Source organism: Kitasatospora sp. NPDC050463 (assembly GCF_040655255.1).
Lineage (GTDB): Bacteria > Actinomycetota > Actinomycetes > Streptomycetales > Streptomycetaceae > Kitasatospora.
Genome location: NZ_JBFAJO010000057.1, coordinates 48,424 through 63,218 on the forward strand (window position 1 = coordinate 48,424; position 14,795 = coordinate 63,218).

15 protein-coding genes and 2 pseudogenes are annotated in these 14,795 nt (G+C 71.2%); 12 read left to right on the plus strand and 5 right to left on the minus strand.

All coding sequences use genetic code 11. From position 1 onward, the window contains the following. Window positions 1-33 precede the first annotated feature (33 nt). Window positions 34-603 (minus strand): annotated as a pseudogene (locus AB0J08_RS29615) (transposase family protein); the annotation flags it as partial. Between the two features lie 193 nt (window positions 604-796). On the opposite strand from AB0J08_RS29615, the gene AB0J08_RS29620 reads away from it, so the two are divergent. From AB0J08_RS29620 to AB0J08_RS29650, 7 genes and pseudogenes are all read left to right on the plus strand, one after another. Further along, window positions 797-1,081 carry a radical SAM protein gene (locus tag AB0J08_RS29620; RefSeq protein ID WP_360640883.1) on the plus strand — a complete coding sequence of 95 codons (285 nt, stop codon included), beginning with the start codon at window positions 797-799 and terminating at the stop codon, window positions 1,079-1,081. A gap of 625 nt (window positions 1,082-1,706) precedes the next feature. Next, window positions 1,707-2,777, plus strand: a complete 1,071-nt coding sequence (locus AB0J08_RS29625) for an aminotransferase class I/II-fold pyridoxal phosphate-dependent enzyme (RefSeq protein ID WP_360640885.1) — start codon at window positions 1,707-1,709, stop codon at window positions 2,775-2,777. Window positions 2,778-2,845: 68 nt separating this feature from the next. Next, complete coding sequence (locus tag AB0J08_RS29630) at window positions 2,846-3,616, plus strand: thymidylate kinase (RefSeq protein ID WP_360640887.1); 771 nt, start codon at window positions 2,846-2,848, stop codon at window positions 3,614-3,616. Then, window positions 3,613-4,326, plus strand: coding sequence for an HAD family phosphatase (locus AB0J08_RS29635; RefSeq protein WP_360640889.1), 714 nt, complete (start codon window positions 3,613-3,615; stop codon window positions 4,324-4,326). Before AB0J08_RS29630 ends, AB0J08_RS29635 begins: the two co-directional genes overlap by 4 nt. A 29-nt stretch (window positions 4,327-4,355) precedes the next feature. Next, window positions 4,356-5,318, plus strand: a complete 963-nt coding sequence (locus AB0J08_RS29640) for a phosphoribosylaminoimidazolesuccinocarboxamide synthase (protein WP_360640891.1) — start codon at window positions 4,356-4,358, stop codon at window positions 5,316-5,318. A 94-nt stretch (window positions 5,319-5,412) separates the two neighbouring features. After that, window positions 5,413-6,069 carry a 3'-5' exonuclease gene (locus AB0J08_RS29645; RefSeq protein ID WP_360640893.1) on the plus strand — a complete coding sequence of 219 codons (657 nt, stop codon included), beginning with the start codon at window positions 5,413-5,415 and terminating at the stop codon, window positions 6,067-6,069. Window positions 6,070-6,121: 52 nt separating this feature from the next. Then, a pseudogene (locus AB0J08_RS29650) lies at window positions 6,122-6,759 on the plus strand (disulfide bond formation protein DsbA). A gap of 123 nt (window positions 6,760-6,882) precedes the next feature. On the opposite strand, the gene AB0J08_RS29655 reads toward AB0J08_RS29650, so the two are convergent. From AB0J08_RS29655 to AB0J08_RS29665, 3 genes are all read right to left on the minus strand, one after another. Further along, window positions 6,883-7,431, minus strand: a complete 549-nt coding sequence (locus tag AB0J08_RS29655) for an NUDIX domain-containing protein (RefSeq protein ID WP_360640895.1) — start codon at window positions 7,429-7,431, stop codon at window positions 6,883-6,885. Window positions 7,432-7,659: 228 nt separating this feature from the next. Next, window positions 7,660-7,995, minus strand: a complete 336-nt coding sequence (locus AB0J08_RS29660) for a hypothetical protein (protein ID WP_360640897.1) — start codon at window positions 7,993-7,995, stop codon at window positions 7,660-7,662. A 241-nt stretch (window positions 7,996-8,236) separates the two neighbouring features. Beyond that, window positions 8,237-8,557 (minus strand): hypothetical protein, encoded by a 321-nt coding sequence (locus AB0J08_RS29665; protein WP_360640899.1) that lies wholly within the window; start codon window positions 8,555-8,557, stop codon window positions 8,237-8,239. A gap of 180 nt (window positions 8,558-8,737) precedes the next feature. On the opposite strand from AB0J08_RS29665, the gene AB0J08_RS29670 reads away from it, so the two are divergent. The 3 genes from AB0J08_RS29670 to AB0J08_RS29680 all read left to right on the plus strand — a co-directional run bounded on the left by AB0J08_RS29670 (window position 8,738) and on the right by AB0J08_RS29680 (window position 11,298). Beyond that, window positions 8,738-9,139, plus strand: coding sequence for a hypothetical protein (locus AB0J08_RS29670; RefSeq protein WP_360640901.1), 402 nt, complete (start codon window positions 8,738-8,740; stop codon window positions 9,137-9,139). A 545-nt stretch (window positions 9,140-9,684) separates the two neighbouring features. Next, on the plus strand, window positions 9,685-10,488 hold the full coding sequence (locus tag AB0J08_RS29675) for a hypothetical protein (RefSeq protein WP_360640903.1): 804 nt from the start codon (window positions 9,685-9,687) through the stop codon (window positions 10,486-10,488). A gap of 39 nt (window positions 10,489-10,527) precedes the next feature. Beyond that, window positions 10,528-11,298, plus strand: coding sequence for a methyltransferase domain-containing protein (locus AB0J08_RS29680; protein WP_360640905.1), 771 nt, complete (start codon window positions 10,528-10,530; stop codon window positions 11,296-11,298). Between the two features lie 354 nt (window positions 11,299-11,652). Here AB0J08_RS29680 and AB0J08_RS29685 read toward each other — a convergent pair whose 3' ends face one another. Next, window positions 11,653-12,897, minus strand: coding sequence for an endonuclease domain-containing protein (locus AB0J08_RS29685; protein ID WP_360640907.1), 1,245 nt, complete (start codon window positions 12,895-12,897; stop codon window positions 11,653-11,655). A gap of 237 nt (window positions 12,898-13,134) precedes the next feature. Between AB0J08_RS29685 and AB0J08_RS29690 the strand changes: the two genes are divergently transcribed. Both AB0J08_RS29690 and AB0J08_RS29695 read left to right on the plus strand, forming a co-directional pair. Then, window positions 13,135-13,872, plus strand: coding sequence for a hypothetical protein (locus AB0J08_RS29690; RefSeq protein WP_360640917.1), 738 nt, complete (start codon window positions 13,135-13,137; stop codon window positions 13,870-13,872). Further along, complete coding sequence (locus AB0J08_RS29695; protein WP_360640909.1) at window positions 13,811-14,674, plus strand: transposase; 864 nt, start codon at window positions 13,811-13,813, stop codon at window positions 14,672-14,674. The genes AB0J08_RS29690 and AB0J08_RS29695 overlap by 62 nt, the downstream gene beginning before the upstream one ends. The last annotated feature ends 121 nt before the right edge of the window (window positions 14,675-14,795 follow it).

Sequence of the window (14,795 nt, forward strand, 5' to 3'; positions counted from 1 at the left end):
GCTGGCGCCCTCTGCGAAGAACGGAGCACGGTCACGGCAGACGACCTCGATCCCCGGGCGTTCGGCCAGCCAGGCCGCGACGGTGGCTGCCTCGCGATTCGGCAGCAGGTCGACCGGGCGGCGGGTCTCGACGTCGACCAGGACGGTCCCGTAGACACGTCCCTTGCGCATCGCGTACTCGTCGACGCCGACCACCCGCGGGGTCCGCGGCTGAGGCTCCGGGAGCGCGTCGACCAGTCGCAGGACCGTGTTCCGGCTGGCTTTCGCCCCGAAGACGTCGGCCAGCCGGGCACCGGCGCGGCCGGCCACCGCGAGTCCGACCTCGGCCAGCGCCGACCGCATTCGTTCGGTCCGCTGGCTGTGTCGGCGGGTCAGGCCCGTGACCTGCTCGACGAACGTACGCCGCTCGCATGAGGCGTCCTCGCACGTGAACCGCCGGACCCGCAGCCGCAGCACCGCCCGCCGCCCTGCCACGGGAAGATCGGCGGGAAACCACAGGTAGGAGCCGTGTACCCGCCCCGACCAGCTCCCGCAGCCCGGGCAGCGAGCCTTGGCCGTCCGGGATCTGACACCGATCCGGATCACGTCGCCGTCGTCCTGCACCCGACACCACCCTGATCTCCGAATCCGACAGGAAGATCAGCTCTTCCAGCTGGAGCAGTACCTCGCGCACAGCCCAGAACCATCGCCCCGAACGTCGCCGTCGTCGGCCATTTCCGGACGATCTCGGAAGGCGCTCCGGAGAGATCAACCGTTACAGGGAGTAGGCACACCACAGAAGCTCGACCGCACCGACTTGGAGGCGTTCGCGCGCTCCCTGGCCCACTCGCCGGTCGAGCGGGTCGTCCTGGCGGGCGGCGAGCCGCTGGACTGGCTGCCCACCCTCAGCGTGATCAAGACGATCAAGGAAGCCGGGTGCGAGGTCGTCATCGCGACCAACGGTGTGCCCCTCACCCGCCCCGGCCTCGCCCGCACGCTCGTCGGACTCGGCGTCGACGGCGTCTCGGTGTCCCTCGACAGCGCGCGCCGCCGTCAACGACCACCTGCGGCCCTCCCACTCCGGCCGCGTAGGCCACCGTGAGGTCCTGGCCGGCATCCGCACCCTCCTGGACGAGCGGGGCACCGGTGCGGGCCCCCGCGTCGGGATCTACACGGTCGTCATCCGCGAGCGCCCCCAGGAGATCACCGACGTCGCCCGCCTGGCCGCCGAGATCGGCGTCGACTACTACGTCCCCCAGCTCATCTCCCTGCCCACCGACCACAAACTCTTCGCCGAACGCTGCCACACCGCCGCCGACGTCCCCGCCGTCGAACAGGAGCTGCAGCGCCTGCAACAGGACCCCGGCGGCCTCACCCTGCCCGGACCCGCCTACGTCCAGCAGTTCCTCGCATCGATCGCCACCCAGGACAGCGGCCGCGTCGAGCAATGCTTCGGCGGGGCGCAGCTGTTCTTCGTCCAGCCCGACGGCACGGTGTGGGACTGTCCCTCCGACCGGCGGATCGCCGCGACACCGCCGGCGGCGTGGCGCACGATCGTCGGCGCCGACGCGCGGACCCTGTTCGACGGCCGCCCGGCGTGCACGGATTGCTCGCACTTCTCCCGGGACTGCGTCAACATGACCCCGCTCGTGCCCGGCATGCCCCGTCTCCTGGGCCGGGTGGGGACATGAGCACCGTGCCCCCGCTGCCTGCGGCGGACCGGCTGGATGCCGGTGCTGGCGGCGCTGGCCGACATGCCCGATCCGGCCCGCGCCGCCCGCGCCGAAGCCTTCGAACGCGATCTGGCCGGCGTGTTCGGCACCCGGTACGCGGTCGCGGTGAACTCCGGGACCGCAGCGCTGCACGCCGCGCTGTTCGCCGCCGGCATCCGCCCGGGCGACGAGATCCTGGTGCCCGCGCTCACCGTGGTCATGACCGCCGCGCCCGTCGTCCAGCTCGGCGCCACCCCCGTGTTCGTCGACAGCGACCCCGCCACCTTCGACGTGGACTACGCGGATGCCGCCGCCAAGGTCACCGCCCGCACCAGGGCGATCGTCCCGGTGCACCTGTGGGGGCGGATGGGCGATCCGGCCGCCCTGGCCGCCTTCGCCTCCCGCCACGGCCTGGCCGTGGTGGAGGACGCCGCCCAGGCTGGCGGGACCTCCCGCGCCGGCACCGCGGCCGGCACGGCTGGCAGCGCCGGGTGCTTCAGCATGAAGGACGGCAAGATCCTCTGGAGCGGGGAGGGCGGCTTCGTCGTGACCGACGACGCCGACCTCGCCGCCCGGGCCCGGGCCTTTCGCGGGCACTGGCTCACACCGCCGCCCGGCGAGCGCCCCCAACAGCACCTCGCGGTCAACGCCCGCCTGGCCGAGCCCCTCGCCGCGCTTGCCCACGCCAACCTCCACCGCCTCCCGGCCCTGCTGGAGCGCCGCCGCGCCCAGAGCACCCACCTTCTGCACGCCCTGGCCGGCGCCCGCGGTCTCACCCCGATCCGCTCGGCCACCGACGAGACGTGGAACCACTACTCCCCGCTCCTGTCGATCGGCCTGCCGCGCCCGCGCGCCTTCGCCGACCACCTCGCCCGCATCGGCGTGCCGAACTCCACCGGCACCTTCCACCTCATCCCGTGCGATACGCGCCCTATGTTCAGTGGCGGCGCCCGGCCGCCGTGCCGCGGCGCCGCCCAGATCCTGGAGCGCACCCTGGCCATCGTCCTCACGGACCGCGACGACGAAGCGGGCCTCGACCGCTACGCCGCCGCCATCACCCACGCCAGCGCCACGTGGAGCGGCTGACCGCACACCGCCAGAGCCCGCGCCGCCGCCGCACCCGCGGCCCGCCCTCCCCGATGGGACACCGCAGCATGACCACCACACCGCACCAACTCCGCTGCCACCGCGGCCCGCTGATCTCCGCCGAGGGCCTCAACGGCGTCGGCAAGACCTACCTCACCAACCGCGCCGTCGAGACCCTCGACGACAAGCCGGTGATGCTCGACGAGTTCTCCCAGCGCGCCGACAGCCGCCCCGGCCTGGGCGAGGCGCTGCTGCAGGCTCTGCGCCAGGCCAGCATCGGCGACCCGTTCCTGCGCGGCGGCACCCCGATGGCCGAGGCCCTGCTCCTGATGGCCATCAAACGGCACGACCTGGACACCGTCCTGCCCGACCTGGCCCGCGGCCGGGCCGTCGTGGAGGGCCGCAGCGTCGACACCACCGCCGTATGCCAGGCCCTGCTCCTGCACCCCGACGACCCGGACGCCGCCCTGCGCACCGCAACCGACCTGCTGCACCTCGCCGCCTCCTGGCGGCCGCTGCCCGACCTCACCATCCTCGTCACCGACAACCCCACCGAACCCCTCAAACGCGCCCAGCGGCGCGACCGCTGCGTCTTCACCGGCGAGCAGGCCCGCTTCATGAGCGACGCGTCCGCGCTCTTCGAACAGCTCGCCGCCACCGACCCCACCCGCTACCGGGTCGTGGACCGCCGCCACGTCGACGAATACGACGCCGCCGACCTGATCCGCACCTGGATCCGCGACGCCGGAAACGACCTGGACTGCCTCACCGAACCCTGGCAAGGCCCCGGAGCCGCGTGCCTGTGCTGCCACCGGCCCGCCACGGCGGCAGCCGCATGAACCCGGGCAGCCCCCCGCCACCGTCGTCTTGCGCGGGCGCGCACGGCTGCGTTCCCACCTTCGACGAAGACACCGGCGCACTGATCCTCGACTTCGACGGCACCCTCGCCGACACCCGGCAGAGCCACGAGGACGCGCTGCGCACCGCACTGCTGCCCTACGGCATCACCCTCGATGCCGCCTGGTACGCCAGGCACGTCGGGCTGTCCATCCACGACCTGCTGGCGGCGCTGCCCGGCGGCCGGACGCTGCCCCACGACGAGGTCATCGCCCACAGCCGCGCCCACCTCCTGGCCGAAGTCCACACGATCACGCCCATCGCGTGCACCGTGGAACTCCTTCGGCAGGCCCGGACCGCGGGCCTACGGTGCGCCGTGGCCTCCGGCGCCAGCCGGCAGCTCGTCGGCCCCGGGCTCGACGCGCTGGGCCTGCGCGGCGAGTTCGCGACCGTCGTCGCCCGTGAGGACGCCGACCGCGGCAAGCCGGACCCCGAGCTGTTCCTCACCGCCGCCCGCCGGCTCGGCATCGCGCCCAGGCACTGCCTGGCCGTCGACGACGCCCCCGACGGCGTCGCCGCCGCCCGCGCGGCTGGCATGCGGGTGCTCACCATGGCCGACACCCACCTCGCCCCGGTGAGCAGCACCCCGGCAACACCCCCGGTCGGCACCGCCCGGCGAGCCGGCACGCCGGCTCACGACCCGACCCGATGACGGCGCCCACGCCGTCCGAGAGGAGCACCGTGCCCGTTCTGCACTCGACCAAGCGCACGACCGTCCTGCGCGCCCCGACCGCCGACCGCGAGGGCATCGGCGAGTTCGAGTACACCGACCGCTACAGCGTCTTCCACTACGGCCCGATGCCGGACGCGATCCCCGGCAAGAGCGAAGCCGCCTGCCGGATGGCCGTCTTCAACTTCCAGCTGCTCGAAGCGGCCGGCGTGCCCACGCACTTCCTGCGCCAGAGCGCCCCGAACCGGATCCAGTTCACCCTCGCCCGCCTCCCGGAGACGCTCGACCACCCGCTCACCCCCGAGCGGGGCAACTACCTCCTGCCGCTGCAGGTCCTCTTCCGCAACGAGCTCCCGCCCGGCAACTCCGTCCACCGTCGCCTGGCCTCCGGCGACCTGCGCCCGGTCGACCTCGGCCTCGACGCGGTCCCCGCCGTCGGCGAGCGCCCCCCGCGGCCGACCATCGAGTACGCCACGACCCGCGAGCCGGTCAACCGCTTCCTCACCCCCGCCGACGCCCAGCTCCTCTCCGGCCTCGACGACCGCCTCTTTGGGGCCCTGAGCGAGACCACCACCGCGGTCAACACCGTGCTGAGCGACCACGCAGCCGCCGTCGGCATCAACCACTGTGACGGCAAGACCGAGTTCCTGGTGACGGGTAATCAGGACCTGCTGCTCGACAGCCCCGGCACCCCGGACGAGAGCCGCCTGATGTTCGACGGCGTGCACTGCGGCAAGCAGATCCTGCGCGACTGGTACGTGCGCTCGGGCAACGAGGTCCCCGTCGGCCAGCTGCTCGCCGACGGCGTCCCCCGCCACCAGTGGCCCCGGCCCGCCCCGCTACCGCCCGCATTCGTCTCCGTGATGAGCGACCTGTACCGGGCGCTGTGCGAGAGGTGGACGGGCGAACGCCACTGGAACGCGCCCGACTTGGCGACCGCGACACGGGCCGTGCGCGCCCTCACCGAAGAGTGAACGGGCACCGCGGCGGCGCTTGCGCGGGCATGCTGGTTGCGGAGCGGCACCGCGCCCGGCTGACGGTCGAAGAACTCGAGGAAACGTTGGATACATGGGCCTGACCGGCGACCCTGACTTCCGGGCGACGACGTTCATCGTCGTCGACTTCGAGACAACCACCCCCACCGGCTACCCGGCCCAGCCCATCGAGGTCGCAGCCCTGGCCCTGCGCCTCGACGGCGGCACCTGGCAGGAGCGGGGCCGCAGCACCTCCCTGATCCGCCCGCCCGCGTTCGCTCCGGTCACCCCCGCCGACACCGCCCAGACCGGCCTGACCGCAGATCAGCTCGCCCACGCGCCCACCCCGGCCCAGGCTCTCGGCGCACTGGATCGCCGCCTCACCCCCGGCACTTCCTACCTGTTGGTAGCCCAGCATGCCGCCACCGAGGCGAACGTCATCCACCACCAGCGCGAGCACTGCCCGGCGCTGGCCCGCACCAACCTCATCGACACCATTCCGCTGGCCAAGCACCTCATCCACGGCCTGCCGAACTACAAGCTCGACACGCTCCTGGCCCACTTTGGCATCCCCCAGCCGCCCAACCGCCACCGCGCACCCGACGACGTCGACGTCACCGCGAAACTCTTCCTCCACCTCATCGCCGCCGCCGACCTCGCCCCGCGCCTGGACAGCCTCGCGGCCCTGTTCAAGGCCGCCGGGCGCACCGCCAAGGCCAACCAGCCCGTCCAGGCCGGGCTGTTCGACTGACCCACCACCACACCCCGTACGAGCGACCCGAGACAAGGACGGTGCCCGCCCGATGCTCCACGACGAGCTGCCCCGATCCGAGGCGCCCTTCTGGTTCGACCCCCTGTGCCCGTGGGCGTGGATCACCTCCCGCTGGCTCCTGGAAGTCGAGAAGGTGCGCCCCGTCCGCGCCGACTGGCGGATCATGTCGCTGGCCTACCTCAACCTCTACCAACGCAAGGGCGAGGGCCTCAGCGCCGAGTACCGGGCGCTGATGGAGAGCGCCTGGGGCTCGGTGCGGGTGTGCGCCGCCGCCGCCGAGCACGCCGGCCCCCAGATCCTCGGCCCGCTGTACACCGCCATCGGCACCCGCCTGCACAACCAGCGCCGCCGCGACGACCCCACCGTCATCCCCGAGGCTCTCGCTGAGACGAACCTGCCCGCCGCCCTGGCCTCGGCCGCCACCACCACCGACTACGACCAGCTCGTCACCGCCTCCCATCACGAGGCGTTCGACGAGGTCGGACTCGACGTCGGCACCCCCGTCCTGCGCGTCGCCGGCACTGCCCTGTTCGGCCCCGTGCTGCGCCGGGCCCCCGCGGCGAGGCCGCCGGGAAGCTCTGGGACGGCCTGGTCCTCCTCGCGCAGACCGACGGCTTCTACGAGCTCAAGCGCAGCCGCAGCCGCGACGTCAAACCGCTCTTCGAGTGAGTCAGGCGGTGCGCCGGCCGACGCCCCCGGGCCGTGGTGCGGACGGCCGCAACCGGTCCTCCGCACCACGGCCCGGAGCTGCGCAAGCCAGGTACCAAGGGCGTCACGCCCATCTCGCTGGGCCTACGCGGTGACGCCGAACGCCCGGGCGACGCGCTCCCCGACCACGCGCACGGCCGACTCCAGCGGGTACCAGGCCGCGCCGGTCACCTCCGCCTCCTGAATGGAGCCGATTTCGGCACGCTCCGTCGAGAACGCGTACCCGATGTCCAGGTGGTAGTGCTCCGGTTCGTCCTTCTCCGGCCGCGCCGGCACCAGGCCGTACTCCACATAGACCGGCACCGGCGACAGCGGCGCGATCAAGTGCCCGTCAAGGCCGGTCTCCTCCGTCAGCTCACGCAGCGCCGCATCAAGCAGCGTGCCGTCGGTCGGCTCAAGATGGCCGCCCGGCTGCAACGTGATCCCGTAGGCGAGGTGGTCGATCAGCAGCACCTCGGACCCGCACACGAGGAGAGCGCCGACCGTCACATGCATTGGGAAGCTGCGCCGGGACGCGAACCCGGAGCCCTCGCTGAGGAGCCGCAACGGCTCGGCCAGCGATTCTGCCTCTTCCGGGAAACGCCCGAGGTACGCCGACAGCGTCTGCGAGATGATCGCGTCACTGATCGCCACGGTTCACCCCCGATCCGACCCGGAAACGGGACTCCCATCGACCAACTGGTCGGACACGGGCAGCGAGCGTGTGCACAATCAGCTCCAGGGCGTGACGGACAAGGCTCGCACTCTATCGGGACCACGCGACCGACTCGGCCCGTGCTGGTCCGCGCTCATCATTCCCAGCGAGATTCCGCGACACGCTCTCCCGTGCCGGCCAACGCTCCAGTGGCCGGGTGCGCAGCATCAGGCCCTGAAGGTCTTGCCGGTGGCCGCACTCACCAGGACCGTACCCGGCTCCGGCAGAACGGGGAGCACGCCGCGCTGCTCAACCACGCGTTCAAGGACCTCGCACTGAGCTGCGGCAGGACCTTGGAAGGCCACCATGGGGTTGACCTGCCACACGTCGTCGTCCTGCCCCTCGGGGGACAGCAGCAGGGAGCGGTCGGCCAGCTCTCGCACCGCCGCCGCGATCTCGTCGGCGTCCGAACCCAGTCGGCCTGCCAGATCCTCCGGATCCAGCTTCACCAGCCCCTCGTGGCCCCCCGAGCCGGTGGCCGACGGCTCCGCGATCGCCGTCATGAACACAAGATGGGCGAGCCCGCCGAGACGATATCGGGCAAAGGTGCGCAGCGCCCCGGGGGCCGCGGACGTCGATACCCGCTCCGAGCGCGGTGCGGCCGCCGGAGGTGGAGCTGATGGTGCAGGCGGGCGGGACGCTGACGTAGAGGTGGGACCCGCTGGCGGTAGTGTCCGCCTCGCCCGCACCGCCGACCGGCGCCTCGGTACATGCCGGGCCGAGCCCGTCGCCGGGGCCGCCCGGTCAGAAGTCGCTACGGCGCTGCGGGACGAGTTCGGCGACCTCGAAAACGTCGGTCTCGGGCTTCAGTTCCCAGAACCGCTGGAGAACCTGGGCGTGTGCCTGGTCCGCGAAGAGGTCCTGGGCGGCGGCGTCATCACCGATGTAGAGCATGGCCATGTGCGCGGCCACGTGCAGGGCATCCGCTTCGCTCGGGTAGGACCAGGTACTCAGCGACCGGTGCCGCTCGCTGCGGTGCAGCAGCACCCACAGCCCCCCGGCACTCCCGGCGGGCTTGCCGAGCAGGGCGCGGCAGGAGCGGCACCGGTTGGCGTAGGCCGCCACCCGCTGCTCCGGGAGGCGACCCGCGCCTCCGCCCACCACCCGACCGTCACCGCCTACAGCCAGGCCCGCGGGAACCGGAACCGCGACTCCAAGTTGACCGAAACATGATGCACCGTCACCGCGCCGTCAGCAGACTGCTGCCTGGACCGCCGATGGTCGGCGGCCGGAAGGGGATTCGCCGTGAACATCGTGAAGCGGCTCACCACCGGCGCGGTCGCGCTCGGCCTGGCCGGCGCGGGCGTGGTGGCCGGGGCCGGGGCGGCCCAGGCGGGCACCAGCTGCAGCTACTACCGGACCACCCACAACGCGGTGGTGTCGATGTGCGTGACCACCTACGCCGACCACTCCGGCGGCTACCTGCACTGGTCGATCGACACCACCGCCGCGAGCACCGACGAGCGGATGTACTTCACCGTCCAGGACGGCGGCGGGTGTTCCAGCAGCGGCAACTACAACGACTGGCAGCAACGCGACGGCTACCTGTACACCTTCTGCGGCACGCCCGTCCGTGCCTCCTCGTACTCGACGGAGAGCGGCGCGAATAGCAGCGGCGGCACGCACTACACCAGCTGGGTCTCCTGACACCCGACAGGGCCGGTCCGCGCCTCCCGAAGATGACGCAGACCGGCTCTGCGAGCCGCCGCGGTGCCAACGCGCTTGATGTTGTCTATGCCTTGCGAACGACTTTCCCGCCTCGCAGTCACACCGGCTGCTCGGGTGGAATCGGGTTGGCGCGGGCAGGACCGCCGTCACCCTCGGGACCCAGAGCCAGGAGCGCCCGGGCCACCGGCCGCCGTGGCACGTCCTGTCCGACTCATTCGAGTCCGGCTCACTGGCTGACCACTTAGACGAGCTTGGCAGCGAACTCGACGGCGACAGCCTCGCGGTCATCTGCACACTGGAGGTCGGCGTGCGCACCGTCGCCGAGGCGCTGGGCTGGACCACCGGCTTCTGACTGGGCCGGATCGGTCGACCGGCAATGTTGCGGCGTGACCCACCCGCCCTGAAGCCCACCGGCCGGTGGGCGGGTGAATCTCTACCGGGCGGGGACCGGCCTACGGACACTACGCGGTGGGTCCGGACTGCAGGCTCCCGATCAAAGCTCTGATTCGTAAGCGTCCAGACTCATGAGCGAGCAATTCATGCAGATCGACCGGGTAGACGAGTACGAGATTGCGTTCGGCGAGCCCTGGCCGGGACGAGCGGAGTTGGAAGCCCTGACAGCGGCCTATCCCTCGATTGTGGTCGACGGGTGGAACCAGGAAGGCTGGGTCTACTTCCTTCCCGGGGGCCAGTACGGGCCGCTCGACCATTATCTTGGGTGCCCGACAGCCGTGAGGCACCTGAGAATTGACCTCCGGCCGGGTACGTGCCTGGTGGATATCTGGGGGTTCGTCAGGCACGTGAGGTACATCAGCGGCGGGCGTGCTCGGCGGCCTGGGCGATGTCGGCCGCGAGGTCCGGGGGCTCCCGGTTCCAGCGTCGGAGTTCGGCTTCCCAGTCGGCCCGGTCCGCCGGAGCGCCTGGTGGAGGCGTTCGGCCGGTACCTCGAAGACGCCTTCGTGCTCGGGCTTGTCGTACTTGTGCGGCCCGTACACCGCCGGCCGCTGGGCACCGTCGATGATGGCGGTCGACTCGACCATGGGCCTGGTGAAGAACGGGGTGTGCACCCGCCAGCCCCAGCGGGGCCGCCGGGGGTCGTCCTCCCAGCCGTCGCGGGGGCCAGCCATCTTGTCCGGAGCGTGGCCGCGATTCTCCCGCTCCCGGTAGGTCTCCGGGTGCCAGCCGAGCTCGGCCGCCACCGTCGCGCGGCTCTTGCCGACCCGCACCCGCAGGTGGACGATCCGCTCGCCGTCCTTAGGGACATCGCACAGGTCGAGCGGATCGTCCAGACCGACCGCGCGGGCCAGGCGAGGCAGCACCTCAGGTGAAAACGGGTTGCGTCCCGGGTAGATGATCAGCTTGGGTCCGTGTTCGTGACTGCCTTGAACGATCTCGTACGTCCGGACCGTTATCTGCGTTCCTCTCGTTATGACCCCGCCTGGTTGCTCGACCTGGACATGGGTCCGAACCCGTTGTGGCTGCTGGAGGACCTTGCCCAGAACCTTGATCTGCGCTCAGGGATGCGGGTTCTCGACCTCGGTTCCGGCAAGGGCGCCACATCGGTGTTCCTGGCCCGCGAGTACGGCGTCGAGGTCGTCGCGGCCGACTTGTGGATCGCTCCCGAGGACGCGACAACCGTCTTCGCCAAGGCGGGTGTCGGTGACCAGGTGGAGGCCGTACGAGCGGAGGCCCACGCCCTGCCGTTCGAAGTGGAGAGCTTCGACGCCATCGTGAGTGTGGACGCTTTTGAGTACTTCGGCACGGCGGACAGCTACCTCCCCTACCTGCTGCGATTCCTCCGTCCTGGCGGACAGCTGGGCATGGCGACTCCCGCCATGACGCGGGAGGTCCGAGAGCTCGGGGCCATTCCCCCCCACATCAAGAAGGTGGTCGGCTGGGAAGCGATTGCCTGGCACACGGCGGAGTGGTGGCGCTTCCAGTGGGAGATCACCGAGCTGGTGGAGGTCACGTCCGCGCATCTGCAGCAAGACGCCTGGCGGGACTGGCTGTTGTGGGCCCGGGCAGGCGCCGAACACCAGCCGGACGGGCGGAACGCGAACCAGCTCGTCATCGACATGCTCACCGCAGACGCCGGGGAGTTCATCTCCTTCGCTCTGGTGACCGCACGTAAGGTCTGAGAGTTTCCCATCGTCCGGGCCAGACGTGGCGAAGCGGGCGCGGCACAGCCCGATCGGCCGAAGGTCGAACCATTGCTCCGAGAACCCCCTTATGTGCCTCATGTGCCAGAAGAGGCTGCATGCAGTCTGACCTGCTCATTCAGGTTGACAACCCCAGATAACCACCGGATCGGCCGGATCGTGGTCGTGGGGGCGAGCGGCTCGCTTCCGGTCCGTGTATGCAGGAACGGGGTGACGCGATCGGAGTGGAACGTCATCCAGGAGCCGATCACGTACGGCCAGGAGATGGACTTCGATCAGTTCCTACGTCTGGTTCACTCGACCTGACGGGCCGACGACTCCTCGAACCGGGGGTCAGGAGTGCTCGGCCGCCAGGTCCGCGACCCACCCCGTGACCTGCGCCGCGTCGACGGTCTCCTCCCAGCGGACTTCTCGGCCGGGGTGGGCTGCGCAGTGCAGCCGTGCGAGGAAGCCGCCCTCCGGCAGTTGCTCGACCACCGCCGCGGGCTCAGCAGTGCACCGGCCGTGCCGGGCGGTTGCGCGGAGCCGGGCGGCGGCCAGCGCGGACAGGTGTTGGGGCGGAAGGGTTCCGGTGGTGCGGCAGCCGTTGCACTCCAGCAGGTGCCGCACTGCCGGGCCGTGGTTCCAGAAGGCCCGCCAGATGCCCTTCTGCGAGCGTTCGGCCTGGTTGCAACTGCCGCAAGCAGGCCCGCGCAAAAAGTCGTGGTCGGGCTCATGGCAGTGGTCCCAGATGACGGCCTGCCGCAGCCCGCACACCGTGCAGAGGTAACCGTCGGCGCGCGTCGCCCGCCGCCTCTCGCTGGTGTAGCGCACGCCCCGCATCGAACCGCCGTACAAGGGGTGCTCGCCACCCGCGCAGGCCGGGCACTGGGTGATCCAGCCGTCCGCGCCGGATGACCGCCAGTCGCGGTGCTGCTGAGCCCGGGCTGCCACAGTATGCCGGGACCGGTCCTCCACCATGCCGCACCCCGCGCACCGCTGCGCACGCGCGAGCAGCGCTAGGTGTTCAGCGCGCCACTGGTCCAGGGCCTCCGCCCACCCCTCGGGGATGCTCCACACGCCGGCCCGGCGGCGCACCACGTCCATCACGACCACGCCCGCCACCACCAGCGGGTCACGGCCGTCGGGCTCCCGGGCAGCGGCGAGCAGGAGCCGGTTGAGCTCCTTCACCGCCTGGCGGTGAACCGCAGGGGCGAGTCCGGTGTCGAGGAGGTCGGCCGCAGGCGGGCGCCGGCGGGCCCGGGCGGCGCGGTCGACGAGCTCTCCTTGGACGGCCAGGCGCCAGTCGTCGTCGAAGCGGGAGCCCCGGTTCAGCTCCGTCCACGGCAGCCCCAGCGGGACGAGCCGGCCCGGTGCAGCCGCCACCGCCGCGAGCTGCTGCAGAGCCCCGTCGAGCAGGGCCTGGTCGACGTGCCACACCCCGCCGCGCTTGACGCCGGGCAGCGCGGTGGCGCCCAGGTACAGGTGACCCGTGTCGCGGACGAAGGCCGAGTGGAGGCCGGCGGCGGCGAAGCGCAGCGGGGGCGCGGTGAGGACGGATGCAGCAGTCGCCTGGGCGGCGGCGAGGGGAATCAGCACGGTGGCAGGGTGCCAGCACGCACTGACACGCCCCGTTGGGTGGCCGGAGTCAACGGGACACCCTCTGGCGACGGCGGTCGGCCGGGCTCGCTCGGCCGTGCCTGGTCGGGCTGATCACGGACGAGGATTTCGCCGACTGGTATCCCGCTGACGGACGTCGCGGCCTGTCACCGGCACGACTGGCGCTCGTGTCGGTGCTGCAGTACGCGCAGAACCTCACCGACCGTCAGGCCGTCGATGCCGTCCGCTGCCGTCTGGACTGGAAATTACTGCCTGGGGCTGGAGTTGGACGATCCGGGCTTCGACTTCTCGGTGCTCAGCGAGTTCCGTGACCGGATGGCCGAGGGTGATCGAGCGGACCGGCTGCTGACGCTGATGGTGGAACGGCTGGCGGAGGCGGGGCTGGTCAAACGACGCGGGCGACAGCGGACCGACTCCACCCACGTCCTGGCGGCGGTGCGGCGCCTGGACCGGATCGAGCTGGTCGGCGAGACCCTGCGCGCGGCCCTGGAGGAACTGGCCGCAGCGGACGAGAACTGGATCTCTGTCCTGATCACGGACGAGTGGGCCCACCGTTACGGTCGGCCGGTCCGCTACGACCGGCTGCCCAAGGAGACGAACGAGCGCAAGCAGTACGCGCTCACGGTCGGTGAGGACGGTATGCGCTTGTTCCAGGCGGCCCTCCTTGCCCCGGACGCCCCGACCCGGCTGCGGTGGCTGCCCAAGGTCGAGGTGATGCGGCAGGTCTGGGTCCAGCAGTACTGGTACGACGAGCACGGCGACCTGTGTTGGCGCGGGCCCAAGCAGACCCCGCGACCGGCTGAGCCGGCGCCACAGTCCGCGGCGCTCGACGTCCGCGGAAGCTTCCGACGGGCGTCCCGACCTTGCCTCCGCCAGGGTTCCGTGGTCGTCAGTGGAGATCGTCTCTCCCCACGATCCGCAGGCCCGCTTCAGCCACAAGCCTGGCAAGGCTGAGTGGGTCGGCTACAAGGACCACCAGACCGAGACCTGCGACAGCGGCCTGCCGAACGTGATCGTGCACGTGGCCACTACACCGGCGCCCGAGCAGGACATCGACGCCCTGGAACGGATCCACTCCGACCTCGCCGCACGCGATCTGGCCCCGGCCGAGCACCTGGTCGACGGCGGATACACCAGCCCCGCCACCATCCACCGGGCCAAGACCGAGTACGGAATCGACCTGCTCGGCCCTGTCCGGCTCCCACCCCGGTCACGGGCACTCCCGGGCTTCAACAAGGAAGACTTCCACCCCAACTGGGAGGAAAGAACGCTTACTTGTCCCAACGGTGCTACCAGCCCGCCCTGGAAACCGACCCTCGCCGACGGCCAACCACGCCTGTCAGTGCTGTTTCCCCGTGCCGTATGCCGGGCCTGCGACGACCGCCCGAAATGCACCGGAAACGTCGACGGCAAAGGCCGCCACGTCCTACTCCTGCCACAGCCCCTGCAGGAGATCCAAAACCGCGTCAGGAAAGAGCAGAAGGCCAGGGCCTGGCAGGACAGATACGCCATGAGGGCCGGCTGCGAGGCCACCGTCTCCGAGACCGTCCATGCCCACGGCCTGCGGAACTGCCGCTACCGCGGTGCCGCGAAGACCCACGTCCAGCACGTCCTCACCGCAGCCGGAACCAACATCATCCGCCTCAGCCAGCATCGCAACGATGGCGTAGCAACCGACCACCAAAGAGGCCCGACCACGCGGTTCCGGCACCTGTGCCAACAGGTGAGCGACGGGACTCGAACCCGCCAACCATGAAGATCACCAACAGCATCCAGAAGATGAGCCAGAGCCACTACTCGTGAATAAAGCCAGAGAGCCCGACGCCGACCGGTGTTCGCGTTCCGGGGCTACCCGATGGTTGGCATGCCCGTCGTGC